The sequence below is a fragment of the Rhizobium sp. CF142 genome (assembly GCF_000281145.1).
Classification (GTDB): Bacteria; Pseudomonadota; Alphaproteobacteria; order Rhizobiales; family Rhizobiaceae; genus Rhizobium.
Genome location: NZ_AJWE01000022.1, coordinates 51,063 through 75,891 on the forward strand (window position 1 = coordinate 51,063; position 24,829 = coordinate 75,891).

Here is a 24,829-nt window from a genome sequence, read left to right on the forward strand (position 1 = left end):
AAGGGCGTTAGGTATCTTTCACCGGCGCCGGCTTGCGGTTGAGGTTGCGGCGGATCATGCCGAGGTCCGCCCCGCCGATCAGGAAGGCGGTCGCGAAATAGACGACCATCGAAATCGCAATCAGTAGACCAAGCGTGCCGACCTTGGTCAGAAGCGGTGCGCCCGAGGCAAGCCAGGGCGCCCAGTGCTGCTTGAGGTAGAAGATGACGGCGCCCATGACGACAGCAGCGACGATCAGCAGGACGGCACGTTTGGCAAGCGCCCATTCCCATGTCAGATGGCCGCGGCGCAGAAGTGTGGTGAAGAGCAGCACGGTGCTGATCCAGCCGGCCGTGGCTTCGGCTACCGCGATACCCGGCGCGCCCATATAGGGAAAGAGCGTCAGCGCCGTAGCACAGTTGATCGCGACGGCAACCGCCGAGAAACGCATCGGTGTCTTGGTGTCCTCGCGGGCATAAAAGCCCGGCTGCAGCGCCTTGATCAGCACGAAGGCCGGCAGGCCGATGCCGTAGATGGCGAGAATCGAGCCGACGATGAATGTGTTCTGCTGGTGGAAGGCACCACGCTCATAAAGCACGCGGATGATCTCGTCGGAGAGGATCCAGAGCGCGAAGGCGGCAGGAATCGTCATGAACAGCACGAATTCGATCGAGCGGTTTTGCAGATAGCCCGCTTCGCGCAACGCCCCGCCCTTGAGTGCGCGCGCAAGTTCGGGCAGCAGCACCACCCCGACGGCGACGCCGACGACGCCGAGGGGAAGCTGGTAGATGCGGTCGGCATATTGCAGGGCGGCGATAGCGCCTTCGCGCGAAGAGGCGATTGCCTGGCCGATGAGCTGGTTGATCTGCGTAATGCCGCCCGTGACGGCCGCTGGAACAGCAAGGACCAGCAGCCGCTTGACGTTCGGTGTCATCTTCGGGAAGCGGAAGCCGATGCTCATGCCGGCATGCAGGACACCGAGATAGACGACGGCGAGCTGTAGGACGCCGGCTGCCAGCACGCCCCAGGAAAGATACCAGGCCGTCGTCAACGGTTCGGCACCGGTATAGAGCGCGTAGAACAGCGCGGCGATCATCACCACATTGAGGAAGATAGGCGCGACGGCCGCGGCGAAGAAGTGATGCAGCGAATTCAGCATGCCGCTCATCATCGCCGTCAGCGACATGCACATGAGATAAGGGAACATCACTGCCGCCATGCGGATGGTGATGCCGAATTTCTCGGGATCATCAGCAAAGCCCGGCGCGATGACGAAGCGCACCAGCAGCGGCATGGAAAACTCCATCACGATGGTGATGAGCAGCAGGACGGAGAACAGAACACCGAAGACTTCTTCCGAAAAGCGCTTGGCACCATCAGTGCCGTTCGCCTCGATCTCCTTGGCGAAGAGCGGCACGAAGGCGGCGTTGAACGCGCCCTCGGCAAAGAGCCGGCGGAAGAGGTTCGGGAAGCGGAAGGCGGCATAGAAGACGTCGGCCATCGGCCCGGTGCCGAGCGCCGCTGCCATCAGCGTTTCGCGGGCAAAACCGAAGATGCGGCTTCCGAGCGTGGCGCCGCCGACCGTAGCAAATTTCTTGACGAGGCTCATACGGGGGAACCGGCTTTCTTTTCGGCGGCGGTAGCGGCAGGGGCGATGATGCCTGATGGCATGCGTTCACGCAGTTCGTCCTGCTCCTCGGCCATGACCGCTTTCATACGGGCAGTGATATTGGCGCGCTTGCTGTCACCGGAGATCTTCTGGCCGACAAGATCGGTGACGTAGAAAGTATCGATGACTTTTTCACCAAAGGTGGTGATGCGGGCCGACTGGATGTCGAGCGACAGATCGGACAGGACAGCAGTCATTTCCGATAGCAGGCCCGGCCGGTCGAGGCATTCCACCTCAATGACGGTGAACTTGTTCGACAGGCTGTTGGTGATCGCCACCGACGGCGGAATGATGAAGGCCTTGCTCTTCTTGCGGTTCTTCGCACGGGTGGCAATCACATCGGGCAGGCGCTTGCGGCCTGACAGCACGTCCTCGATCATCCGGCCGATCGTGCCGGCGCGGCGAAGCTCGTCCTCGTCGTTCGGAAACTCGCGGCTGACATGGATCGTATCGAGCGCCCGGCCATCCGAGGTCGTGAAGATCTGCGCATCGACGATATTGGCGCCGGCTGCCGCACAGGCTCCGGCAATGACGGCGAGCAGGCGCGGATGGTCGGGCGAGAGAACGGTGATTTCGGTGATCGCGTGGAAGCTGTCCGTGCGCACCGTGGTTGCCAGCGCCTGGCCGGCCTTGTCCGCCTGGCGGATGAAATGCGCATGGCGGATCTGGTCTTCCAGCGGCACGGAGAGCAGGTAGGGCTGGTAATGCAGCTTGGCATAGGTGCGGCGATCCTTCTGGCTCCAGTCGGCAAGCGCCGCATAAAGCGCTTCGGCGGCAGCCTGGGCGCGCTCCTTACGCGACACTTCCGAGAAGCCGCCGGCAAGCAGCAGTTCCGTCTCGTAATAGAGCGTGCGCAGCAGCTGGCCCTTCCAGCCGTTCCACACACCCGGTCCGACGGCGCGGATGTCGCAGATCGTCAGGATCATCAGCATCTTCAGGCGATCCAGGGACTGAACACGGTCGGCAAAATCGGTGATCGTCTTGCGGTCCGTCAGGTCGCGCGTCTGGGCGACCATCGACATGGTCAGATGTTCCTCGATCAGCCAGACGACGATCTCGGTCTGCTTCTGCGACAGGCCAAAACGGGCACTGAGCTTGCGGGCGACACGCGCGCCGGCGATCGAATGGTCTTCCTGCCGGCCCTTGGCGATATCGTGCAGCAGTACGGCGACATAAAGCGCCTCGCGGTCCTCGATATGCGGCATCAGCTTGTTGGCGAGCGGATGCAGCTCCTCCGCCTTGCCCTTGTCGATCTCCGACAGCACGTCGATGGCGCGGATCAGGTGCTCGTCGACCGTATAGTGATGATACATGTTGAACTGCATCATCGCGACGATCTTGCCGAATTCGGGAATGAAGCGGCCAAGCACGCCGGCTTCGTTCATGCGCCGCAGGATGAGTGCGGGATCGCGCTTGGAGGTGAGGATCGACAGGAACAGCCGGTTGGCTTCGTCATTTTCGCGCAGGTCGTTGTTGATGAGGCCGAGCGAACGCGTGACGCGCTTCAACGCATCGGGATGGAATTCCAGCCCATTGATATCGGCAACATGGAACAGGCGGATGATGCTGACCGGATCGCGCTTGAAGACATCGGGATTGGCAAGCGTAATGCGGCCGCGATCTTCGACGAACTCGACGCTGCCGGGAATCTTGCGATTGCGGTGGGTAAAGCGGTTGATGACGCCCGTCAGACCGGGGATCGACTTCGCCTGCTGGTCTTCGAGCGCGGCGCAGAGGATGCGCGTCAGGTCGCCGACATCTTTAGCGACCAGGAAGTAGTGCTTCATGAAACGCTCGACGGCCGAAAGGCCGGGGCGGGAATGATAGCCGAGCGCCTCGGCGATCTCGCGCTGGATATCGAAGGAAAGACGCTCCTCCGCCTTTCCGGTCAGGAAATGCATGTGGCAGCGCACGGCCCAGAGAAAGTCGTCGGCCTTCTCCAGAAGCCGGTATTCCTGCTTCGACAGCACGCCGAGCGGCACCAGATCGGCCGGATCGCGGACATGATAATAATATTTCGAAATCCAGAAGAGCGTATGCAGGTCACGAAGGCCACCCTTGCCCTCCTTGACGTTCGGCTCGACGAGATAGCGCGTGTCGCCGGCCTTGCGGTGGCGTTCGTCGCGTTCGGCAAGCTTGGCGGCAATGAATTCCGGCCCCGTGCCGGTGACGATTTCCTTGTCGAAGCGGGCTTCCAGCTCCGTCTCCAGCGACTTGAGGCCGCAGATGTAGCGCATCTCCAGGATGGCGGTGCGGATCGTCATGTCGGATTTGGAAAGCGCGATGCATTCCTCGATGGTGCGGGTCGCGTGGCCGACCTTGAAGCCCATGTCCCACAGCATGTAGAGCATGAACTCGACGGCTTTATGCGTCTCTTCCGCTGGCTTCGGCAGGAAGAGGAAGAGCAGATCGATATCGGAACCCGGCGCCAGTGTGTCGCGCCCGTAGCCGCCGACTGCCGTGACCGCGAACTTGTCCTTCTGCTTCGGAAAGACATGCGCTGTGGCGAAATTATAGAGAATGGTGATGATCTGGTCCTGCAGCCAGGAAATGCGGTGGGCGCAATCAAGCCCGCCGCCCTGGGCGTCAAGCAGTTCGCGCGCCTTCTTGCGTCCTTCGACGCTGGCTTTCTTCAGAGCGGCAAGAAGATCGTTCCGCAGCACGTCGGGACGGTTGCGGTTGGCTTCGGCAATGGCGTCACATTGCCCCTGCAGCAATTCCACATCGAGGATTTCGGAGAAATCGATGTCGTGCGTCGCCATCGGCCGGGGGGGTACCTCTTCGGTCCGGGTCGCTTGCTCATGGCGCGCCTCTTGTTTGATCTGCATGCGCTATAGCCTCTTTGCCCGCGGATTGACACAGGCCTCCATATTCCATGAACCTTTAAATTTGGCGAAATGGTGTTGGCAAGCCTTCGGCCGCGGACGCTTTGCCGCAAGTCCTTAGGCTGAAGCCTGCGTCAGCAGCGTATCGAGAACCTGCCGCGTTTCACTCATGATGCCATTGAGCGTCGCCTTGTCGCATTCGCGGTATCCAGCGTCAATGATTGCACCGCTGAGCTCGCCGATCTTCAAGCAGGAGCCGGTAATCTTCGCCATGCCGATCGGCGTATTCCAGCCACGCGCCTCCAGATTACCATCAGATTGTTTCATAATCTCCAGCATCGAGACAATGACGGAGAGGCGCTGGGTTTCCTGAAGCAGTTTTTCCATGAACATCGGGGAATTCCTACTTCATCTTTTTCTTGAGATCGTAGAGCGCCTCGAGCGCCTCGCGCGGTGTCATATCGTCGAGGCTCATCGCCTTCAGGGCTTCCTCGACCTTGGACGGCCCGCGGGTCGCCTCCTCGCGGCGCACAGCGACCTGGAAGAGCGGCAAATCGTCGATCAGCTGGCTTGCCGGGTTCTTGCGGTCGGCATCCTCAAGACGGGTCAGCACGTCGCGCGCCCGCGCCACGACCGAAGCCGGCAGGCCGGCGAGCCGCGCGACCTGAATGCCGTAGGACCGGTCGGCTGCACCTGGACCGACCTCATGCAGGAAGATGACGTCGCCGTCCCATTCCTTCACGCGCATCGTTGCGTTCGATAGCCGGGCAAGCTTTTCGGAAAGCACGGTCAGCTCATGGAAATGTGTCGCGAAAAGCCCACGGCAACGGTTGGCTTCATGCAGATGCTCGACAGCAGCCCAGGCGATGGAAAGACCGTCGAAGGTCGCAGTACCCCGGCCGATCTCGTCGAGAATGACCAGCGAGCGCTCGCTGGCCTGATTGAGGATTGCCGCAGTCTCGACCATCTCCACCATGAAGGTGGAACGCCCGCGCGCCAGATCGTCGGATGCGCCGACGCGTGAGAACAGCCGGTCGACGATGCCGATATGCGCAGAGGTTGCCGGCACGAAGGAGCCCATTTGCGCAAGAATGGCGATCAGCGCATTCTGGCGCAGGAACGTCGATTTGCCGCCCATGTTCGGGCCGGTCAGGAGCCAGATCGCGCCATCCTTGCCATCGGAGACGGGCGACAGATCGCAATTATTGGCGACGAAAGGACCGATGGACTGGCGCCGCAGTGCCTGTTCGACGACGGGATGGCGCCCGCCTTCGATCGCAAACATCTTCGAGCCATCGACCAGCGGCCGGCAATAGGCCTGCTCCTCTGCAAGCAGTGCCAGACCTGCCGCGACATCGATGACGGCAAGCGCCCGCGCACCGGCCTTGATCGCTTCGGCCTCGGCAACAGTCGCTTCCGTCATCCGGTCGAAAGCTTCGAGCTCGATCTGCAGCGCGCGGTCGGCGGCGTTAGCGATGCGGCTTTCGAGATCGGCAAGCTCCGTCGTGGTGAACCGCATGGCATTTGCCATCGTCTGCCGGTGGATGAAGCGAGCCTTCGCCTCGGCCGTATCGGTCATCGGTCCGGCATTGCCGGCGGTGACCTCGATGAAGTAACCGAGGATATTGTTGTGTTTGATCTTCAGCGATTTGATGCCGGTCTCTTCGGCATATTGCAGCTGCAGCCCGGCAATGACCCGGCGCGACTGGTCGCGCAGCGCCCTGACATCGTCGAGGTCGGCATTGGCACCGTCGCGCAGGAAGCCGCCATCGCGTTTTAAGAGCGGCAGTTCTTCCGCGAGGTTATCCGCAAGCAAGGCTTCGAGCTCGGACGGTAGAGCCTGGAGCGCCATGCGCGCCTGTTCCAGCTCCTCCGGCAGCATCGCGCTTCCCAGCAGATCGGCAATATGCGTGGCAGCGCCAAGCCCCTGGCGGATCGCCCAGAGATCACGCGGACCGCCGCGGTCGAGCGCCAGGCGGGAGAGCGCCCGCGGCATGTCGGGTACGTGTTTCAGTGCGTCGCGCAGGTCGCCACAGAGCGACGGTTCCTGCATCAGGAAGCCGATCGAATCCAGGCGCTCGTTGACACGGGCGGGATCGGTGAGCGGCGACATTAGCCGTTCGGCAAGCAGTCGTGCCCCACCGCCGGTAGTCGTGCGGTCTATCGCCTTCAGCAGCGCGCCGTTGCGATCACCAGAGAGTGTGCGCACAAGTTCCAGATTGGCGCGCGTTGCCGGATCGATGAACAGCGTCGAGGCGCCGCTTTCCCGTTCAGGTCGCCCAAGCGGCGGCCGTTCGGCAATCTGCGTCTTCTCCACATAGGCGATGGCGGCTGCCGCGGCTGCAAGCTCGGCGCGCGAGAAACTTCCAAAACCGTCGAGCGTCGAAACGTCGAAGTAGCGCGCTATACGGGTTTCTGCCATTGCGCTGTCGAAAAGCACAGCCGGCTGTGGAACGGCGGTGCGGCCGAGTACATCGAAGACCGACTTCAGTTCGCCGTCGTAAAACATCGTATCCGGTACGATGAGTTCGCGCGGATCGATGCGCAGGATATCGGCGAGCAGTCGCGATGCATCGGTTTCCGCCAACCGGAAGACGCCGGTGGAAATATCGATCCAGGCAAGCGCCAGCACCGGCTCGGAAGAACCGCGGATACGCGACAGCGTCATCAGATAGTTCGATTCCGAGGGTGAAAGCAGCTTCTCCTCGGTAATTGTGCCCGGTGTGACGAGGCGGACGACATCGCGCTTGACGACGGATTTCGACCCGCGCTTCTTGGCTTCCGCCGGGTCTTCCACCTGCTCGCAGACCGCGACGCGATAGCCTAGCGCAATCAGCTTCTGCAGATAATCATCGGCCGCATGCACAGGCACGCCGCACATCGCAATATCCTGCCCCATATGCTGGCCGCGCTTGGTGAGCGTGATGCCGAGCGCGCGCGAAGCCTCGAGCGCATCCTCGAAGAACAACTCGTAAAAATCGCCCATGCGATAGAAGAGCAGCGAATCCGGATTGTTCGCCTTGATCTCGATAAACTGTTCCATCATCGGCGTCGCCGAGGCGCGGCTTTCTTCAGTCGCGAGCTCGGCTGCCGAGAAGGCTTCGTTTCTGCTGTCTATTCGTGCGTTCACGGAGGTGCAGTTTTTCCCAAAAAATGAGTGCCAACCCTATCCGCGCGCGTCTATAGATGACAACAGCAATTGGCGAATAGGAAAACGTCACCCACAAGACGTTTGGAGGAGGTATGTCCGATATGGCGAAGAAGGAACGGCCGGTGACGTCTGTCACCGACACGGAAGCGCTTGAGTTTCACGCGATGGGTCGGCCCGGCAAGCTGGAGATCAACCCAACCAAACCGATGGCGACGCAGCGCGATCTCTCGCTTGCCTATTCTCCTGGTGTCGCTGTGCCGGTGAAGGCCATCGCCGAAGATCCGGCGACTGCTTACGATTACACGACCCGCGGCAACATGGTTGCCGTCATCTCCAACGGCACCGCTATCCTCGGTCTCGGCAATCTCGGCGCGCTCGCCTCCAAGCCGGTCATGGAAGGCAAGTCCGTACTCTTCAAGCGTTTCGCCGATGTCGATTCCATCGACCTTGAAGTCGATACGGAAAATGTCGACGAATTCATCAACTGCGTGCGTTTCCTCGGTCCGTCCTTCGGCGGCATCAATCTGGAAGACATCAAGGCGCCGGACTGTTTCGTCATCGAAAGCCGTCTGCGCGAGCTGATGGATATTCCTGTTTTCCATGACGATCAGCACGGCACCGCGATCATTGCCGCCGCCGGCCTCATCAACGCGCTGGAATTGACCGGCCGCGATCTCAAGACCACCAAGCTCGTCTGCAACGGCGCGGGCGCTGCCGCCATCGCCTGCGTCGAGCTCATCAAGTCGATGGGCTTTGCACCCGAAAACATCATCCTCTGCGATACCAAGGGCGTCATCTATCAGGGTCGTACCGAAGGCATGAACCAGTGGAAATCGGCGCATGCGGCAAAGACCGATACCCGCACGCTGGAAGAAGCCATGCAGGGCGCCGACGTCGTTTTCGGCCTGTCGCAGAAGGGCGCCTTCTCCGAGGAGATGATCCGCTCCATGGCCGACCGGCCGATCATCTTCGCCATGGCCAACCCTGACCCGGAAATTACGCCCGAGGAAGTTGCTCGTGTCCGTGATGACGCCATCATGGCGACGGGCCGTTCGGACTATCCGAACCAGGTCAACAACGTGCTGGGCTTTCCCTATATCTTCCGCGGCGCCCTCGATGTCCGCGCCTCGACCATCAATGATGCGATGAAGATTGCCGCTGTGAAGGCACTCGCAAGCCTCGCCCGTGAAGACGTGCCCGATGATGTTGCGGCTGCCTATCAGGGCAATCGTCCGCGCTTCGGTGCGCAATACATCATCCCGGTTCCCTTCGATCCGCGCCTGATATCCGCCATTCCGGCCGCCGTTGCCGAAGCGGCGATCGAAAGCGGCGTCGCCCGCAAGGTCATCACCGACATGGCCGGCTACAAGCGAGAGCTGTCGGCCCGCCGCGACCCGATCGCCTCCACGCTCGCCAGCCTCTATGAGCGCGTGCGCCGCCATCCGAAGCGCGTGGTCTTTGCCGAGGCCGAAGAAGAGCAGGTGATGCGCGCCGCCATGTCTTACGCCAATCAGCAGCTTGGCACCGCGATCCTGCTCGGCCGCGAGGATCTGATCCGTGCAACGGCCGAACGCGCCGGCATCGACCTCAATCGTCCGGGCCTCGAGATCGTCAATGCCCGTATCTCGACCCGCGTCGAGGCCTATATCGATTATCTCTATGCCCGCCTGCAGCGGAAGGGCTATTTGCACCGCGACGCGCAGCGCCTGATCCATAATGACCGCAACCATTTCGCTGCCACCATGGTGGCGCTTGGTGACGCTGATGGCATGGTGACGGGCATCACCCGTAACTATTCGACGGCACTCGAAGATGTGCGCCGCTGCATCGACCATAAGCCGGGCCATCGAGTGATCGGCGTGTCGATCGCGCTTTGCCGCGGCCGCACGGTCTTCGTTGCCGACACTGCGGTTCACGATATGCCGACGGCCGAGGAGCTCGCCGATATTGCCGAGGAGGCCGCAGGTCTCGCGCGCCGCATGGGCTACCAGCCGCGCGTCGCGTTGCTCGCCTATTCCACCTTCGGCCATCCCTCGGGTGAGCGTTCCGAGCGTGTGCGCGAAGCTGTGAAGATCCTCGACAAGCGTCGCGTCGATTTCGAGTATGACGGCGAAATGGCCGCCGACGTTGCCCTGAACCGTAAGGTGATGGAGCAATATCCCTTCTGCCGCCTCTCCGGTCCGGCCAACGTCCTCGTCATGCCGGCATTCCACTCGGCATCGATCTCGACCAAGATGCTGCAGGAACTCGGCGGCTCGACGGTCATCGGACCCATCCTCGTCGGCCTCGACAAGGCGGTGCAGATCACCTCGATGGGCGCCAAGGACAGCGATATCGTCAACATGGCTGCGATTGCGGCCTATGCTGCCGGCTCCTGATAAACAAGAGAGGGCGGACCGCTGATGTGGTCCGCCCAAACGGTTTATCCCGCAAAAGCGATCAGATTTCCATCTGGATCGCAGACGATGAATGTTCTGGCACCCCAGGGCTCCAGCCGCAGCGGCTGGTGAAACGGAACGCCGTTTGCGGTGTATTCGAGAAAAAGCGCCTTCACATCATCAAGCGTAATCGTCGCGGACAGGATATCCTTCTCACGTTGGCGAAGCTCCGGATGGAAAGCTGGCATTTCGACGTGTCGAAGGTTGAGCCTCGCCGCACCGCGAACGACCTGTGCGTAGAAGGGCGGCTCGCCATAAATGAAGCCAGGAGCGAAGCCGAGTTTCTGTGAGTAAAAATCACAGGCGGCGTGAATATCACTCACGAAAAGCTGCGGTTGGGCATCGAGCAGTGTCGGTTGGGAGGCAGATTTCTGTCCAGCTGTTGCATTCATGTCGATGAGCCCCTTTTTGAGCGCCGACCAGCTTTCAAATCCCTCCTGTGCCGCCACAAGCTCCTGCGCATCGGCAAGCTTGAATTCAAGCTCGAGGATTTGCTGGTCGTTGAGATGGCGGTAACGGGCAAGCCAGCAGCGGATCTCCGCAGCGACAGGATAATAGCGATCCTGATGCCAGCGTTTAAACTGCTTGGCTTTCTTTCTGAGGTTTTCGAAATTCGGCATGGCGCAAGGTTTTGATGTTGTAGGCGGGCATAGCCCAGCCGGCACCATTGCCGATGCGCCCTACTGAAAACGCCGAAAGAGGATGAATTGGCGAGGCACCGCCGTCAAGCGGCAGCCGTCAGCTTGCAAAACGGCCTGCATCCGCACCGTAATAGTTGAGATACCGGTCGGAAATGCTTGATATCGGCAGCACGATCAGCACGTCGGTCGTGTTGAATGCCTGATCGACGACAGCGTGGGAGCCAACCATCGCGCCGAGGCGCAGGTAACCCTTGATGAGCGGCGGCAGCGCCATCAGCGCCCTTTTCGGATTGACACCTTCAGCCGGCATCAGGTCCATGTCGCGCGCCAAATGCGGCAGCGCGCCGACGGCCCATTCATCCTTGGCGAGTACGCTGTGATAGAGGAAGGAGAGAGCCAGCGCATGACTTTCCGGGTGAACGCCCGGGAAGGAGGCGCAGCCGAACATCGCGCTCATGCCGTGCTTCAACGCATAGGCCCAATTGCCCTGCCAGAGCAGTTCGACGATGCGCTTGGTGCGGTATTCCGGCAGCACGCAGGAGCGGCCGAGTTCCATGAAGCGCTTGTCGGGGTGGCGGGCAATGAGCTCGTTGATCGCAAATTCCGAAGCCGAGTAAAAACCGCCGTTGGCCATGGCGACGTCCTGTCTGAGCAGGCGGTATGTGCCGACAATCTGGTCTTCGGCATCACCTTCGATCGAGCGGTCGAGAACAAGGAGATGGTCGCAGAAGGCGTCATAGGCATCGAAATCCCGCTCGCGGCGCATGGCGTCCGCTGGCAGCTGAGCCCTCATTTCCTCGACGAAAACGCGGTAGCGTACGGCCTGCGCGGCATCGATCTCACGCGCGCTGCGGGCAAGGCGGGTCTCTAGATTGCCGATGCGGCCGAGAACATCGCCTTCCTTCGGGGCGGCAGCCGTCGAGGGCCGAGCGGCCTCGGCAGTAGCGTCACAATTAAGGATGTCAACAGACATGGCGATTCTCCCGTCTCCGGCCTATCACACGCCATAAAACACTTATGTACGACAGGAAAGTGACATACCGAATTTGTGCACGCAAGAAACGTGCCGTTTTCCCCAGCTTTAGCGCGCCTCAGCCCGGCGGGCTGAAAGTGCAACAACCGCCTGTACTTCGGTGAGCAGCCTGACCGGATCTACCGGTTTCACCATGACGCGATTGGCGCCGTTGAGCAAGACCTGTCGCCGCGATTCGTCGCTCTTGTCCGCAGTCAAAACGATGACTGGAACCGGTTGAAGATCGAGCCGACGTTCGTGTCCGCGCAGGCGTCCGAGCATGTCGATACCGTTGCCGCCGGGCATGGAGAGATCGCTGATGATGATGTCGGGCCTGTCGTCACCAAGCGCACAATCGAGCAGGGTTTCGAAATCATCCACATGCCTGACGGAGTGGCCGCCTTTTTCCAGCATGACGCGCACCAGCATGGCGTTGATCGGATCGTCCTCGCCGAGGAGGACGGAAAGGCCGCCGCCCACCGCCGTCCGTTCTGCAATGGACGGGCCGAGGCCGGGCTGGTTGTCGTTCAGCGCATCGCGCTTTTCCATGCCACGCATGCGTCCGCGCAGCACGTCGATCAGCGACTGCTCGCGCAGCGGCCGGATCAGCCACGCATCGAAGAGGTCGAGCGAATAGGAGTTACGCTCTTCCGGATTGACGAGCAGCACCTTGCGCAGGCCCAGTGCCGCGATCTCCGTGCGATCGGCGATATGCCGCGAGAATTCCTCGGACATGCGGTGATCGACGATGATATCGGTCGGCCGGTCGCCGCTGCGGGCGAGCGACAGCAGGCTTTCGCGCGCCGCCTCGCCGCCGGCAACGAGATGGCAGCGCCCGCCGAGCGTCGTGATCGTCTCGGCAATCGCCGTGCGCGCTGCACCCGCCGGGGCGAGCAGCACGATGCTGTTTCCCGCCAGCAATGCATTCCGGGTGGTTTTATCCTCTTCCGAAAGTTCGACAGGGAAGCCGATGGTGAACCGGCTACCCTTGCCCTTCTCGCTTGCAACTGTCAGCGAACCGCCGAATTCGCGCATGATGCGGGCGGAGATTGCAAGGCCGAGGCCCGTGCCGTTGCTCTTCTGGGCAAGCGAGCCGCCCTGTTCGAATTCCCCGAATACGCGCGCCTGTTCCTCCGCCGTCATGCCAGGCCCGGTATCGGTGACGGTAATCGACAGCTCGCCGACCGCCCTGGAGACGCGGATGAAGACGCCGCCGGTCTGCGTGAATTTGACCGCATTGCCGATGACATTGAAAAGCACCTGCCGCAGCCGCGCAGGATCGAAGCTCATCAGCTCAGGCACGTCGGCGGAGACCGTAGCGCCGATCTCGATACCCTTTTCATGGGCACGGTGCGCCAGCATCTCGACGACGCTTTCGACGAGCTTACGCAGCGATTCCGATCGCGGGCGAAGCTGGAAACGGCCGACCTCGATGGTGGAGAAGTCGAGCAGATCCTCGACCAGCTGCGTCAGCGCATGGCCGGACTGGCGGATGCTGGTCAGATAGTTCTGCTGTTCCTGCGTCAGCTTCGTTTCGGAAATCAGATGTGCCATGCCGAGAATGCCTGATAGAGGCGTGCGGATTTCGTGGCTGACCGTGGCGAGCAGCCGAGATTTGGCGGCGCTGTTATATTCTGCCTTCTGCCGTGCCTCCTCGCGGCTTTCGGCGGCAAGCCGCTCTTCAGTCACGTCGCGCGCGATGCTCTGCAGAAGCAGGCGTCCGTTTGCCGGATCACGGGTCACGACATCGTGCCAGAGAAAGATACGCTGTCCGGCCGGTGTCGAAATCTCCACATCGTATCGATGCGGCTGCGGGCCGGGGCGGAAAGCAAGGCCGATCTCCTCACAGGTCTGGCCTTCGGGTTTTGCGCGACCGGTGAGGCTGCGGAACGTCTCGTTGGCGCCGATGATGCGCCGATCCATCATGCGGGTGACGACGATATCGCCGAGCACGTCATGGACCGTGCCGAGCAGGCCGGTCGCATCGACGCGTTCCGTCGTCTCCGGGCTACGGCCGCCGGGCCGGTTTCCGTTCTTGAAAAGAATGGCAAGATAGCCTGCAATCGCGGCGATCAGGATGAGGCCGAGGCCCGCCATCAGCGGTCCGCCCCAATGAGAAAGCAATAGTAGCAGGATCGCCGAAATGAGACCTGCTCCGCCGAGCCAATGAAAGAGCAATGGATGCAGGGAGCGAAGGGTAGCTGGCGACGTCAATTCACCCGCCGTCCGGCCTCGATAGGCCCTAACGGCGGCTCCGCCGAATGCGACGGACAATCGTTCCTGTAGCTGCGCCATACTCTGCATGCAGTTCAGCTAACATATTGCCCGTTCCGAATGTTTTCAGGAATCCGCTAAAAATTTAGTGATCCGCCTTTTTCGGCTTGTGCAGCATCTCGTCGAGAATGACGCAGCCGGCGCCGACAGTGATGAAGCTGTCGGCGAGATTGAAGACAGCGAAGGACCAGGTGTCCGTATGGAAGAGGATGTAGTCGATCACATGCCCATAGGCGAAACGGTCGATGAGATTGCCGATCGCTCCCGCAATGATGAGTGCATATCCGAGATGCGCCAACCAGCGGTCCTTGGCCGTGCGACGCCAGAGATAAAGCACGAAGGCGACGATGATCAAACGCATGCCGACGATAAACCATCCATCCATGCCCGACAGCATCGAGAAGGCGACGCCGAGATTATAGGTGCGGTAGAGCGCCAGCATCGGAATGACCGGCACGGCCTCCTGAAGCGGCAGGTAGTGATCGACGGCGATCTTGACGATCTGGTCGAGGATGACGGCGATCACGATGAAGATCAGGATCGGCAGCGGTCGCGAAAAGAGCGCCGGGCGTGCGGTCGTCTGGTCGGTCATTTGCCCTCGGACAGTGAGAGGAGATGGCGGCGTGCCTCGAAAAGCATGACGGCTGTGGCAACGCCGAGATTGAGGGAATCGGCGCGGCCCTGCTGGGGAATGCGGGCAAGCGCATCGGCTTCCTTGGCAAGCTGCTCCGGCAGGCCGGATTGCTCGTTGCCCATCAACAGCACGATCGGTTTTTTCTTGTAATCGATCGTGCGGTAATCGACCGAGCCGGCAAGGTGGGTCGCAACGACGGAAACGCCGGCGTGCTTCTTCCAGGCGGTGAATTCCTCTGCCGTCGCATGGGCAACCGGAACGGCAAAGACCGAGCCCATGGTGGCGCGCACCGTTTCTAGCGAGAAGGGATCGGTCGTCTCGCCGATAAGGATGACGCCGGAAGCGCCGGCCGCGTCGGCCGTGCGGATGATTGTTCCGAGATTGCCGGGATCGCGCACGCGGTCGAGCGCCACCCATGTCTCGCCATCCTTCGGCCTGATATCCCGGAGCTTGGTCCAGCGCGTTTCGAAAATGCCGACCACCATCTGCGGATTGTCACGCCGGGTAATCGAAGAAATCACCTTCTCGTTGACTTCGAGTACGAGTCCGCCGGAGGCGACGGTCTTTGCCGCCATCTGTTCGACCAGCGGTTTGCCCTTGGCCGCCTTTGCATAGACGAGCGTGCGGATCGTCCAGCCGAGTTCGATCGCATCGATGACGAGCTTCAGGCCTTCGGCCATGAAGGTGCCGCTCTCTTCGCGCGACTTTTTGTTCGTCAGCGCCTTGATGTCCTTGATGATCGGGTTGGCAAGCGAGGTGACTTCCTTCACCTGCCCGACCCTGCGGGGGCCGCGATCGTGGAATTCGTTCATTTCGGCACCCAGCGGGAAAAGAGGGATGTGGAGAGCGCACGGCCCGGCGTCTTGCCGTCGAGACCGGCCTCGCGGATGACGAGTTCGCCTGACTCGACGACACCGCCTGCGCCGCGCATCGTTTCGCGCATCAGCTCATGGATGGAATAGAAGCTCGCCCGGATCGAATAGGCCGTCAGCACGAGGCCAACCGCCTTTGGCGACAGGATCTCGCGGCAGATATCCAGCATCAACGGCAGGTGCTCAAAAAGGTGCCAGACCTCGCCATTCGGACCGCGGCCGAATTTCGGCGGGTCGGTGAGGATGATATCGTACTGGCTGCCGCGCCGTTCCTCACGCAGGATGAATTTCATCGCATCCTCGCAGATCCAGCGGATCGGCAGCTTTTCCATGCGCCCCAACGCCTGGTTTTCACGCGCCCAGCCGATCGCCTTCTTCGAGGCATCGACATGGGTGACTTCCGCACCGGCAGCAGCAGCGACCAGTGAGGCAACGCCCGTATAACCGAACAGGTTCAGCACTTTCAGCGGCCGTCCGGCGCTTTCCACCTGCTGCTTCATCCAGCTCCAGTGAACGATCTGCTCCGGGAACACCCCGACATGCCGGAAAGAGGTGAAGCGGCCGAAGAAATCGACGCCGAGCAGGTTGAGCGGCCAGGTTTCGCCAAGCGCTTCCTTCGGAAAACGCCAGCGGCCGGTGCCTTCTTCATCCGTATCGCCGGTGAAGGCGGCATCGACCTTCTCCCAGACATGGGCGGGCAGCGATGGCTGCCAGAGCGCCTGTCCCTCGGGCCGCACGACCCGATAGGGGCCGTATTGTTCAAGCTTCTGGCCATTGCCGCTGTCGATCAGATGGAAATCGCCCGCACCCGTCGATTCCAGGATGACGGGTACGCGCTCTGCCGGCCGCTCGCCGTGGCGCGCCGTCAGCGGGCGTTCGATTACCGCTGGAACGGCTGCCGGTGGGCGCTGTTCGCGCGCTGGTGCCGCCTTAACGGCCGTCTTTTCCGGCTTTGCAGGCCGCACATCGGAGCGGCGTCCGCCCGAAGGGCCTGTCGCTACCTTCGCGCCAGGCCGGCGTTCTCTTTGTTTCAACGTGGTCTTCCGCGTCTTAAATTCAATTGAGCCAGTGCAAATAGCATCCCGTCCGACCTTGGCAAAGCGCTTTCCCGTCATGATATGGTTCGCTCATGGAAATGGGGAACTGCTGATGGATCTGATCGGGGAGGAACGCATCGCCGCGCCGCGGGATGTTGTATGGGCGGCCATGAACGATCCCGATATCATCAGGCAATGCATTCCCGGCTGCCAGAGCGTGGAAAAGCTGTCGCCCACGCAATTCCTGGCAACCGTCAAAGTCGGCTTCGGTCTGTTTTCTGTGACGTTCAACGGCGAGATCAAGCTTTCGAATGTCGATGCGCCGAGCAGTTACACCATCGCCGCGGAAGGGCGGGGCGGCATTGCTGGTTTTGCCAGGGGCGAAGCCGATGTCACCTTAGTGGATGAGGGCCTGCACACCCTGCTGCGTTATAGTGCGGACGGCGATACGGGTGGCAGGATCGCTGAGCTTGGCGGCCGGCTGATCCGCACCACGCTGGAAAAGCTCGCACGACGCTTCTGGGGGAGCTTCAATGCGGCCGTCATCGAAAAGGCCGCAGGCTAGGTACATGGGCTTGGCATGTCAGAGAATCCCTTTTACGCAAGACCGATGACCTGGAAAATCCGACCCAATTGCCCCGAAGACGTGACGCAGCTTGCCGACATCTACCTGTCCGTCCGGCGCCAGACCTTTACCTGGGTCGATCCCGGCAAGTTTCATCGGGAAGATTTTGCCGCCCATACCAACGGCGAGGTCGTTTCCGTCTGCGAGGGAGCCGACGGGATAGCCGGCTTCATCTCGATCTGGGCGGCGGATGATTTCATCCACATGCTCTATATCCTGCCAGAATTCCAGGGCAAAGGCGCAGGAACCGCCCTGCTGAAATCGCTCCCCGGCTGGCCAGAGCATAACTATCGGCTGAAATGCCTCGTCAACAACCGCGACGCCAAGGCTTTCTATCTGGCACATGGCTTTCAGGTCACCGGCAGAGGCGCCTCACCCGAAGGCGATTATGAAGAGCTGAGTTTCACTCCGGCGCCAGTGGAATAGCGGCAATCATCGCGAGGGCAATTGCCCGACGATCTCTTCCGCGCGCGTCTTGTGACGATCTGCTTCGCTCTGCCAGCGGATCGCCTCTTTGGCTTCGACGCGTGCGCGCTTGCGGTGCTTGCCCTGGTTGAACCAGGTCGCAGCAGAGCCCACCAGCATGCCGATGATGAAAGCGATAAGCAGGAAAACGAAGAACGGCGCGGCGAGCGAAAGAACCTGATCCTCCGGCCGGAACGGATTGAAGGCAAGCGTCACACTCTGCCGGTTGGCAACGCAGAAGATGATCAGGATGACACCAAGCGGCAGCAAAATCAAAAGGTTGATGATCTTCTTGGTCATGTCGGTCTCCGCGCCGGTTTAGCGAAGGCAAGCTTCGTGGACGCCAGAATAGAAGTGCGGCGGCGAAGTTCAAGTGCGGCTTGATGCCTGATGCCGAGGATCAATCCTCTTCGTCTGCCTGTCCGGGGTTCAAGCGCTCGCGCAGTTCCTTGCCGGTCTTGAAGAAGGGGACCCACTTCTCCTCGACGAAGACCGTATCGCCGGTGCGCGGGTTGCGGCCGGAGCGGGAAGGGCGGTTCTTTACGGAAAATGCACCGAAGCCGCGCAGTTCGACGCGGTTGCCGGCGGCAAGTGCATCAGTGATCTCGTCGAGGACCGCATTGACGATATTTTCGACATCGCGGTGGTAGAGATGCGGATTGCGTGCCGCAACAATCTGCACCAATTCGGACTTGATCACGGTCGGCCCCCTTAAATTATTGATTTCTTATTCAATCCTGGCCAACCTGCCAAACTGAAAGCAGCCCGTCAAGAAGCAACTTTGGGGGCAGGATGCCGTTGAGATCCTGGCTTTTGACAAGATCACCATAACCAAGGATCGTAATCAACCGGGAAACAGCTCCAGCGAGCAAGAAGGGCGTGTTGCTCTTCTTGTCCCAGTCGACGACCGGCAGTTTGTCGCTGACGTTTCGGGAGGTCAGATAGGCGCGGATTTCGGGCTGTCCACCGACCGCATCGATGAGTTTCACCTTCAGCGCCTGCCGGCCCGTATAGATCGTTCCGTCGGCAAGCTTCAGCACTTCGTCATGCGGCAATTTGCGCCGGTCGGCAACGAGGTTGACGAACCAGTCGTAACTGTCGAGAACCATGTTGCGGATCATGGCCTTGGCTTCTTCACTGGTGTCGTGGAACGGCGAGGGTTCGGCCTTGAGCGGAGAGGATTTGATCTCCTGCAGCGAGACGCCGAGCTTATCGAGCAGTGGCTGGATCTGCGGGTATTGGAAGATGACGCCGATCGAGCCAGTGATCGAGCTTTCGCCGGCGATGATCGTATCGCCGGCCGTCGCAATCATATAGCCGGCGGAGGCTGCAAGTGTCCTGACGTCGGAGACGACGGGCTTCTTTTCTGAAATCGCCCGGATCGCCTTGAAGATCTTTTCGCCGCCATAGGTCGTGCCGCCCGGCGAGGAGATCGAGATCACGACTGCCTTGACCTGATCATTGTCCTTGATCTTTTCCAGTCGCTCGAGCAACTCGTCATCATCGGTAATCAGGCCGGAGATCGTCACATGGGCGATATGGGGCCGCGCGGTGCTGCCTTCGCCGACGGCAAAATTATAAAGCGCAAAGCCGAGCGCGACGAGCAGCACGACCGCGGCAAGGCGCCAGAAGCCAAGCCTGCGGCGCAGCAGCCGGCGGTCTGCGATGATCGAGCTGTCCATTCCAACCTCCAGAGACGAGACCCAACGGCGGTGCTCCGCCGCTGGGGAGATAAGGCGCGAGCTGCCGCGAGAAAATGCCCCGGGAACCTGCTATTTTCGGTTTAGTTGCTTGTTGCAGAAAAAAATCCATATTGGCAAGCCAATGTAATAATGCGAAACGAACTGTGATTGGCGCCCGGCATTGCTATATAAGCGGCACGATCATCATACACGGACCAGGCATATGCTCGATACCCTCAGGAACAACGGGAAGCCCGCATACGCGGGGCCAAAGGACAGCGCCTATGGCCTTGCCCGGTTCCATTCCGCGCGTGTCCGCCGCCTGAAGTTCTTGCTGCCGGGCGCAGCCCTCATCATTTCCCTCATCTTCATCGCCGTCTCGGTGATCCGCACTTACCTACCGGAAACCATCAAGATCGAGGGCGCCAAAATCGAGAACGGTAAGGTCGTGATGGAAAAGCCGGCAATCGCCGGCCGCAACTCAGATGGCATCAACTATTCGATGCTCGCCGAACGCGCGCTGCAGGATATCCGCAATCCCGACTTCATCACGCTGGAGACGATCAAGGCTGCCGTGCCGATGAATGACGGCTTGATGGCCCGCGTTACCGCGGCGACGGCGGATTTCAATCGTGCCACGGATAGCCTGCATATGACGGCACCGTTCACGCTCGTTTTGAGCAGCGGTCTCGTTGCGAATTTTCAGTCCGCCCATCTTGATATCAAGGGCGGAAACATGTCGACGGACGATCCCGTCAGAATTACCAAGGACAATGCTTCGATTGTTGCGCAGACCCTCAATATAACAGATAAGGGGCGCGTGATCACATTCGAGGGGAATGTTCGCATGAATGTTGATTCATCCACCATCCATAAACAGGGCACCTAAAGAGCCGGGTCAAATGACAAAAGATCGTCGCATTTCAACTTGCAAGACTGGCGTAGCTTTCATCACCGGCGCGCTTGCCTTCGTCCTGTCGGTCGCGGGGGCGGCCGCCCAGTCGACGACGATGCCTGGCATGAAGCTTTCCAGCGATCAGCCGATCCAGATTGAAAGCAACAAGCTGGAAATCCACGATCAGGAACACACGGCGCTCTTCACCGGCGACGTCAAGGTCGTTCAGGGCACGACGACGCTGCAGGCCGGCAAGATGACGGTCTATTACAAGGACAAGGCGAAGCAGCCGGCAGCGGGCGATGCTGCCACCAAGCCGGCAGCATCTGCTGCCGAGAAGGCTCCGGCCGCTGCAGAACAGTCGAGCTCGCTTGCCTCGGGCAGTGCAGACATCGACAAGATCCTGGTGACCGACAAGGTTTACCTGACCTCGGGCACGCAGACGGCGACCGCCGATGACGGCAATTTCGACATGACCTCGCAGGTCTTTATCCTCACCGGCAAGAAGGTCGTGTTGACCGATGGCCCGAACGTCTTTACCGGCTGCCAGCTCACCGTTCACATGGCGACAGGTCAGGCAGAGCTTGAAAGCTGCGGTGGTCGTGTCCAGATTCAGCTCGACCCGAAATCGCAGCCGAGTCAGCAGCCAAAGCAGAACTGAGAAGTCGGCCTTTCAAGTGAAGCTATTCTCCTTATCCACCAAGTCCGGCAGAGCCGCGACAGAAGCCGCGGCTACTGTCGACAAGGCCCGTTATCAGGGAACGCTGATCGCACGCGGTCTGACCAAGACCTATGCGACGCGGCGTGTCGTCAATGGCGTTTCGCTAGTCGTGCGGCGTGGTGAGGCTGTGGGTCTCCTGGGACCGAACGGTGCCGGTAAGACCACCTGTTTCTACATGATCACCGGCCTCGTGCCTGTTGATGAGGGAACAATTGAAATCGACGGCAACGACGTGACGACGATGCCCATGTATCGTCGCTCCCGCCTCGGCGTCGGTTACCTGCCGCAGGAAGCCTCGATCTTTCGCGGCCTGACGGTGGAGGAAAATATCCGCGCCGTCCTCGAGGTCCATGAAAAGGACAAGGCGGCGCGTGAGCACAAGCTCGACGAACTGCTCGAGGAGTTTCACATCGCGAAGCTCCGCAAGAGTGCCGCCGTGGCTCTCTCGGGCGGTGAACGCCGGCGCCTGGAAATTGCCCGCGCACTTGCGACCGACCCGACCTTCATGCTGCTCGACGAGCCCTTTGCAGGTGTCGACCCGATCTCGGTTGCCGATATTCAGAACCTCGTGCATCATTTGACGGCACGCGGCATCGGTGTTTTGATTACCGACCACAATGTGCGTGAGACGCTGGGATTGATCGACCGGGCCTATATTATCCACGCCGGCGAAGTGCTGACCCACGGACGCGCGAACGATATCGTCAACAATCCGGAAGTGCGCCGACTCTACTTGGGCGACAATTTCAGTCTCTGAACCAGTCCTGGACGACAGAAAATTGCGGCTGCGGCATAGGTTCCGCTTGACCAAATAGGATAAAAAAGCAATTTTTGGGCCAACTCGGATTTCCGTGGCCCGAAGCCTTGATCGGACGCGGTTTCCTGGAGGAGTCGAGGGAGTTTCGCGTCCGCCATGGCCCTGTCTGCCAATCTGTTTCTGCGACAGAACCAGTCCCTGGTGATGACACCGCAACTGATGCAATCCATCCAGTTGCTGCAGATGACGCATGTCGAACTCACTCAGTTCATCGCCCAGGAAGTGGAGAAGAACCCGCTTCTGGAATTTCCGTCGGGTGATGGCGAAGCCGGCGAACGTGGCGAGGCTGCGGACGAACCATATCCCCAGCAAACGGATGATGCGGGGGATGGCGAGTATGAGGATCGTGGCGAAACGCTGTCCGGCGACTGGTATGATAATGGCAGCTCAAGCCGGCTGAGTGACGAGCTGGATGCCAATTACACCAATGTCTTCCCCGATGACGGCGCGCCGCTGCGACTCGACGCACCAGAACTCATCAGCCAGTGGAAATCCATGCCGGGCAGCGCCGAAGGCGCTGACAGCAATTACGATCTTGATGATTTCGTCGCCGGTCAGGTCTCTTTGCGCGACCATCTTGCCCAGCAGATACCCTTCATATTGCCCGATATGGCCGATCGCCTGATTGCCCAGAACCTGGTCGATCAGCTCGACGATGCCGGCTATCTGCAGGCAGATGTCGCGGAAGCCGGCGAGCGTCTCGGTACCGATGCAGAAGACATCGAGCGCGTGCTTTCAGCGCTGCAGACGCTCGATCCGCCCGGCGTCTTTGCCCGTAGCCTTGCCGAATGCCTGGCGATACAGCTTCGCCAGAAGGATCGTTTCGATCCCGCCATGCAGGCGCTGGTCGAAAACCTCGAACTGCTGGCACGGCGTGACTTCGTTACCCTGAAACGCCTCTGCGGCGTCGATGAAGAAGACCTGCTCGACATGCTCGCCGAAATCCGCCAGCTCAATCCGAAGCCCGGCAGCGGCTTCGAGGCTGGCGTTTCAGAGGCGATCATGCCTGACGTCGTGGTCCGCCCCTCCTCGGATGGCGCCTGGCTGGTCGAACTCAACCCGGATACGCTGCCGCGGGTCCTCGTCAATCAGTCCTATTTTTCGCGCGTCGCGAAGAACAGCGAGGATCATACCTTCCTCTCCGAATGTCTGCAGACCGCCAACTGGCTGACGCGCAGCCTGGATCAGCGCGCCAAGACCATCATGAAGGTCGCAAGCGAGATCGTGCGCCAGCAGGATGCTTTCCTCCTGCACGGCGTCGATCATCTGCGGCCGCTGAACCTGAAGACGGTGGCCGAGGCGATCAAGATGCATGAATCGACGGTTAGCCGTGTCACCTCGAACAAATACATGTTGACGCCGCGCGGACTGTTCGAGCTCAAATATTTCTTTACCGTCTCTATCAGCGCCGTCGAGGGCGGTGATAGCCATTCGGCTGAAGCAGTTCGCCACAAGATCCGCACGCTGATCCTGCAGGAAAGCCCGGATGCGGTACTCTCTGACGACGACATCGTCGATATGCTCAAAAAGGGTGGCATCGATCTCGCGCGTCGTACGGTCGCCAAATACCGCGAGGCGATGAATATCGCCTCTTCCGTCCAGCGCCGCAGGGAAAAGCGCGCGCTGGCCAAGGTCGCCGGTTTCTGACTTGCAACGCCAGGGCGAGCCAATGATCGCGGCCTGGAACCGTTGATGGCGGTACCTCCCCATTTTATGGGATTTTCACTGCACGTTTTCCGCGTATACTGAACATCGCTGTGCCGGGCTATTGACTTTCCGGGAGGCTGTCGCTAGAAGCCCGCCGCAATCGGAGCAGCGAAGGGCATCCGGGCATTATCCCCATCATCCTCACGGCACCAGGGACACGCAGACTTGAGCTCATCTTGCTTGAGATTGCGCGAAGTGCTTGGATGAGGTTGAGGCTTGGCGTAAACTGATACTCGCAAACTACCATAAGAAGGGAAACTCCATGAGTGTGCGTGTATCCGGTAAACATATGGAAATTGGTGACTCCTTCCGTCAAAAGATCGAGGACCAAATCGGTTTGGCCGTCACGAAATACTTCGACGGGGGATATTCCGGTCAGGTGATCGTGGAAAAGTCGAACTCTCGTTTTTCCGCCGATTGCAAGCTTCATCTCGATAGCGGCGTCGTGCTACATGCGGCAGGCGAGGCCATGGATCCGCAGATTGCCTTTGATGCGGCATCCGAACGTATCGAGAAGCGGCTGCGCCGCTACAAACGAAAGCTCAAGGATCACCACGCCGGAAATCATCTGAACGGTAACGGCTTTGCAGAAGTCGCCTACACCGTCATGGATGCGGTTCCCGATCATGAAGACGAGGTTCCGGACGATTTCGCGCCGGCCATCGTCGCCGAAAGCACCAAGCAGCTCAAGACGATGTCTGTTGCAACCGCCGTCATGGCGCTCGACATGACCGACGAGCCGCTTCTCCTGTTCCGCAGTCCCGGCAAGGAACAGCTCAACATCGTTTACCGTCGTCACGACGGAAATATTGGCTGGATCGATTCGGCCAATATCAAAGGCTGAGATCAGGACGACGGAGCGGCGCAGGGCGCCGCTCCGTCGGACGCCCGATCTCAGCGACAGAAGGAAAAAGAAATGGCATTGGCAGATTTGCTGCACCAGGATGCGATCATTCCCGCCCTCAGGGTAAATTCCAAGAAACAGTTGCTTCAGGAATTGGCAGCAAAAGCCTCCAGGACTACGGGGCTTTCCGAACGGGAAATCTTCGATGTGATCCTGCAGCGCGAACGCCTGGGTTCGACCGGTGTCGGCAACGGCATCGCCATCCCCCACGGCAAGCTCGTCAATATCCACTCCATCGTCGGTATCTTCGCCCGGCTGGAACAGCCCGTCGATTTCGAAGCGCTGGACGACCAGCCGGTCGATCTGGTGTTTCTGCTTCTGGCGCCGGAAGGCGCTGGTGCCGATCACCTGAAGGCGCTTTCACGCATCGCCCGCGTCCTGCGCGACCACGATCTGGTCGCCAAGCTGCGCGCGACCGATTCCGCTTCGGCGATTTATGCCTTCCTCAATGAAGAGCAGGCGTCGAACGCTGCCTGACGGC

At 60.3% G+C, this 24,829-nt stretch carries 22 protein-coding genes; 9 read left to right on the top strand and 13 right to left on the bottom strand.

Features of this window, described 5'->3' with window-relative positions; translation table 11 throughout:
- Positions 1-7: 7 nt before the first annotated feature.
- The 4 genes from murJ to mutS form a co-directional block, all read right to left on the bottom strand.
- The gene (gene murJ, locus PMI11_RS07055; RefSeq protein WP_007814935.1) at positions 8-1,588 is read right to left on the bottom strand and encodes a murein biosynthesis integral membrane protein MurJ; all 1,581 of its coding nucleotides are present in this window, start codon (positions 1,586-1,588) and stop codon (positions 8-10) included.
- A complete protein-coding gene (locus PMI11_RS07060; RefSeq protein ID WP_007814938.1) occupies positions 1,585-4,476 on the bottom strand; it encodes a [protein-PII] uridylyltransferase in 2,892 nt (963 codons plus the stop codon). The genes murJ and PMI11_RS07060 overlap by 4 nt, the downstream gene beginning before the upstream one ends.
- A 114-nt stretch (positions 4,477-4,590) precedes the next feature.
- Positions 4,591-4,866 carry a hypothetical protein gene (locus PMI11_RS07065; RefSeq protein WP_007814941.1) on the bottom strand — a complete coding sequence of 92 codons (276 nt, stop codon included), beginning with the start codon at positions 4,864-4,866 and terminating at the stop codon, positions 4,591-4,593.
- 10 nt (positions 4,867-4,876) lie between these two features.
- Positions 4,877-7,603, bottom strand: coding sequence for a DNA mismatch repair protein MutS (gene mutS, locus PMI11_RS07070; RefSeq protein ID WP_007814943.1), 2,727 nt, complete (start codon positions 7,601-7,603; stop codon positions 4,877-4,879).
- A 113-nt stretch (positions 7,604-7,716) separates the two neighbouring features.
- Between mutS and PMI11_RS07075 the strand changes: the two genes are divergently transcribed.
- Positions 7,717-10,002: an NADP-dependent malic enzyme gene (locus tag PMI11_RS07075; protein ID WP_037070844.1), complete on the top strand. Its 2,286-nt coding sequence runs from the start codon at positions 7,717-7,719 to the stop codon at positions 10,000-10,002.
- Between the two features lie 44 nt (positions 10,003-10,046).
- Here PMI11_RS07075 and PMI11_RS07080 read toward each other — a convergent pair whose 3' ends face one another.
- The 6 genes from PMI11_RS07080 to PMI11_RS07105 all read right to left on the bottom strand — a co-directional run bounded on the left by PMI11_RS07080 (position 10,047) and on the right by PMI11_RS07105 (position 16,529).
- A complete protein-coding gene (locus PMI11_RS07080; RefSeq protein WP_007814946.1) occupies positions 10,047-10,682 on the bottom strand; it encodes a bleomycin resistance protein in 636 nt (211 codons plus the stop codon).
- Between the two features lie 118 nt (positions 10,683-10,800).
- Positions 10,801-11,676, bottom strand: a complete 876-nt coding sequence (locus PMI11_RS07085) for a GNAT family N-acetyltransferase (protein ID WP_007814947.1) — start codon at positions 11,674-11,676, stop codon at positions 10,801-10,803.
- 108 nt (positions 11,677-11,784) lie between these two features.
- Positions 11,785-14,019 carry a hybrid sensor histidine kinase/response regulator gene (locus PMI11_RS07090; protein WP_037070846.1) on the bottom strand — a complete coding sequence of 745 codons (2,235 nt, stop codon included), beginning with the start codon at positions 14,017-14,019 and terminating at the stop codon, positions 11,785-11,787.
- 55 nt (positions 14,020-14,074) lie between these two features.
- Entirely contained in the window at positions 14,075-14,581 is a 507-nt protein-coding gene (gene lspA / locus PMI11_RS07095) for a signal peptidase II (protein ID WP_007814952.1), read from the bottom strand.
- Complete coding sequence (locus PMI11_RS07100; RefSeq protein WP_007814954.1) at positions 14,578-15,435, bottom strand: TrmH family RNA methyltransferase; 858 nt, start codon at positions 15,433-15,435, stop codon at positions 14,578-14,580. The genes lspA and PMI11_RS07100 overlap by 4 nt, the downstream gene beginning before the upstream one ends.
- Complete coding sequence (locus PMI11_RS07105) at positions 15,432-16,529, bottom strand: class I SAM-dependent methyltransferase (RefSeq protein ID WP_037070848.1); 1,098 nt, start codon at positions 16,527-16,529, stop codon at positions 15,432-15,434. Before PMI11_RS07105 ends, PMI11_RS07100 begins: the two co-directional genes overlap by 4 nt.
- Positions 16,530-16,644: 115 nt before the next feature.
- Between PMI11_RS07105 and PMI11_RS07110 the strand changes: the two genes are divergently transcribed.
- Together PMI11_RS07110 and PMI11_RS07115 are read left to right on the top strand one after the other, a co-directional pair.
- Positions 16,645-17,097, top strand: a complete 453-nt coding sequence (locus PMI11_RS07110) for an SRPBCC family protein (RefSeq protein WP_007814958.1) — start codon at positions 16,645-16,647, stop codon at positions 17,095-17,097.
- Positions 17,098-17,142: 45 nt separating this feature from the next.
- Positions 17,143-17,583, top strand: a complete 441-nt coding sequence (locus tag PMI11_RS07115; protein ID WP_037070850.1) for a GNAT family N-acetyltransferase — start codon at positions 17,143-17,145, stop codon at positions 17,581-17,583.
- A gap of 6 nt (positions 17,584-17,589) precedes the next feature.
- Here PMI11_RS07115 and PMI11_RS07120 read toward each other — a convergent pair whose 3' ends face one another.
- The 3 genes from PMI11_RS07120 to sppA form a co-directional block, all read right to left on the bottom strand.
- Entirely contained in the window at positions 17,590-17,922 is a 333-nt protein-coding gene (locus PMI11_RS07120) for a LapA family protein (protein ID WP_007814964.1), read from the bottom strand.
- Positions 17,923-18,022: 100 nt separating this feature from the next.
- A complete protein-coding gene (locus tag PMI11_RS07125) occupies positions 18,023-18,322 on the bottom strand; it encodes an integration host factor subunit beta (RefSeq protein WP_003544934.1) in 300 nt (99 codons plus the stop codon).
- A gap of 31 nt (positions 18,323-18,353) precedes the next feature.
- Positions 18,354-19,304, bottom strand: a complete 951-nt coding sequence (gene sppA, locus PMI11_RS07130; RefSeq protein ID WP_007814966.1) for a signal peptide peptidase SppA — start codon at positions 19,302-19,304, stop codon at positions 18,354-18,356.
- A 223-nt stretch (positions 19,305-19,527) separates the two neighbouring features.
- Here sppA and lptC point away from each other — a divergent pair, with 223 nt between their 5' ends.
- From lptC to ptsN, 6 genes are all read left to right on the top strand, one after another.
- On the top strand, positions 19,528-20,193 hold the full coding sequence (gene lptC, locus PMI11_RS07135) for an LPS export ABC transporter periplasmic protein LptC (protein ID WP_007814969.1): 666 nt from the start codon (positions 19,528-19,530) through the stop codon (positions 20,191-20,193).
- A 13-nt stretch (positions 20,194-20,206) separates the two neighbouring features.
- Entirely contained in the window at positions 20,207-20,860 is a 654-nt protein-coding gene (locus tag PMI11_RS07140) for an LptA/OstA family protein (protein WP_007814972.1), read from the top strand.
- A 103-nt stretch (positions 20,861-20,963) separates the two neighbouring features.
- Entirely contained in the window at positions 20,964-21,677 is a 714-nt protein-coding gene (lptB, locus tag PMI11_RS07145; RefSeq protein ID WP_244430541.1) for an LPS export ABC transporter ATP-binding protein, read from the top strand.
- Between the two features lie 156 nt (positions 21,678-21,833).
- Complete coding sequence (gene rpoN, locus PMI11_RS07150; protein WP_007814975.1) at positions 21,834-23,384, top strand: RNA polymerase factor sigma-54; 1,551 nt, start codon at positions 21,834-21,836, stop codon at positions 23,382-23,384.
- A gap of 322 nt (positions 23,385-23,706) precedes the next feature.
- Positions 23,707-24,288: a ribosome hibernation-promoting factor, HPF/YfiA family gene (gene raiA, locus PMI11_RS07155; protein WP_007814977.1), complete on the top strand. Its 582-nt coding sequence runs from the start codon at positions 23,707-23,709 to the stop codon at positions 24,286-24,288.
- A 72-nt stretch (positions 24,289-24,360) separates the two neighbouring features.
- Positions 24,361-24,825 (top strand): PTS IIA-like nitrogen regulatory protein PtsN, encoded by a 465-nt coding sequence (gene ptsN / locus PMI11_RS07160; protein ID WP_007814979.1) that lies wholly within the window; start codon positions 24,361-24,363, stop codon positions 24,823-24,825.
- Positions 24,826-24,829 lie beyond the last annotated feature (4 nt).

Excerpts from the sequence above, each read along its gene's own strand:
- murJ (WP_007814935.1), bottom strand. The coding sequence starts at position 1,588 with ATGAGCCTCGTCAAGAAATTTGCTACGGTCGGCGGCGCCACGCTCGGA.
- PMI11_RS07060 (WP_007814938.1), bottom strand. The coding sequence starts at position 4,476 with ATGCAGATCAAACAAGAGGCGCGCCATGAGCAAGCGACCCGGACCGAA.
- PMI11_RS07065 (WP_007814941.1), bottom strand. The coding sequence starts at position 4,866 with ATGTTCATGGAAAAACTGCTTCAGGAAACCCAGCGCCTCTCCGTCATT.
- PMI11_RS07075 (WP_037070844.1), top strand. The coding sequence starts at position 7,717 with ATGTCCGATATGGCGAAGAAGGAACGGCCGGTGACGTCTGTCACCGAC.
- PMI11_RS07080 (WP_007814946.1), bottom strand. The coding sequence starts at position 10,682 with ATGCCGAATTTCGAAAACCTCAGAAAGAAAGCCAAGCAGTTTAAACGC.
- PMI11_RS07085 (WP_007814947.1), bottom strand. The coding sequence starts at position 11,676 with ATGTCTGTTGACATCCTTAATTGTGACGCTACTGCCGAGGCCGCTCGG.
- PMI11_RS07090 (WP_037070846.1), bottom strand. The coding sequence starts at position 14,019 with ATGCAGAGTATGGCGCAGCTACAGGAACGATTGTCCGTCGCATTCGGC.
- lspA (WP_007814952.1), bottom strand. The coding sequence starts at position 14,581 with ATGACCGACCAGACGACCGCACGCCCGGCGCTCTTTTCGCGACCGCTG.
- PMI11_RS07100 (WP_007814954.1), bottom strand. The coding sequence starts at position 15,435 with ATGAACGAATTCCACGATCGCGGCCCCCGCAGGGTCGGGCAGGTGAAG.
- PMI11_RS07110 (WP_007814958.1), top strand. The coding sequence starts at position 16,645 with ATGGATCTGATCGGGGAGGAACGCATCGCCGCGCCGCGGGATGTTGTA.
- PMI11_RS07115 (WP_037070850.1), top strand. The coding sequence starts at position 17,143 with ATGACCTGGAAAATCCGACCCAATTGCCCCGAAGACGTGACGCAGCTT.
- PMI11_RS07120 (WP_007814964.1), bottom strand. The coding sequence starts at position 17,922 with ATGACCAAGAAGATCATCAACCTTTTGATTTTGCTGCCGCTTGGTGTC.
- sppA (WP_007814966.1), bottom strand. The coding sequence starts at position 19,304 with ATGGACAGCTCGATCATCGCAGACCGCCGGCTGCTGCGCCGCAGGCTT.
- lptC (WP_007814969.1), top strand. The coding sequence starts at position 19,528 with ATGCTCGATACCCTCAGGAACAACGGGAAGCCCGCATACGCGGGGCCA.
- PMI11_RS07140 (WP_007814972.1), top strand. The coding sequence starts at position 20,207 with ATGACAAAAGATCGTCGCATTTCAACTTGCAAGACTGGCGTAGCTTTC.
- rpoN (WP_007814975.1), top strand. The coding sequence starts at position 21,834 with ATGGCCCTGTCTGCCAATCTGTTTCTGCGACAGAACCAGTCCCTGGTG.
- raiA (WP_007814977.1), top strand. The coding sequence starts at position 23,707 with ATGAGTGTGCGTGTATCCGGTAAACATATGGAAATTGGTGACTCCTTC.
- ptsN (WP_007814979.1), top strand. The coding sequence starts at position 24,361 with ATGGCATTGGCAGATTTGCTGCACCAGGATGCGATCATTCCCGCCCTC.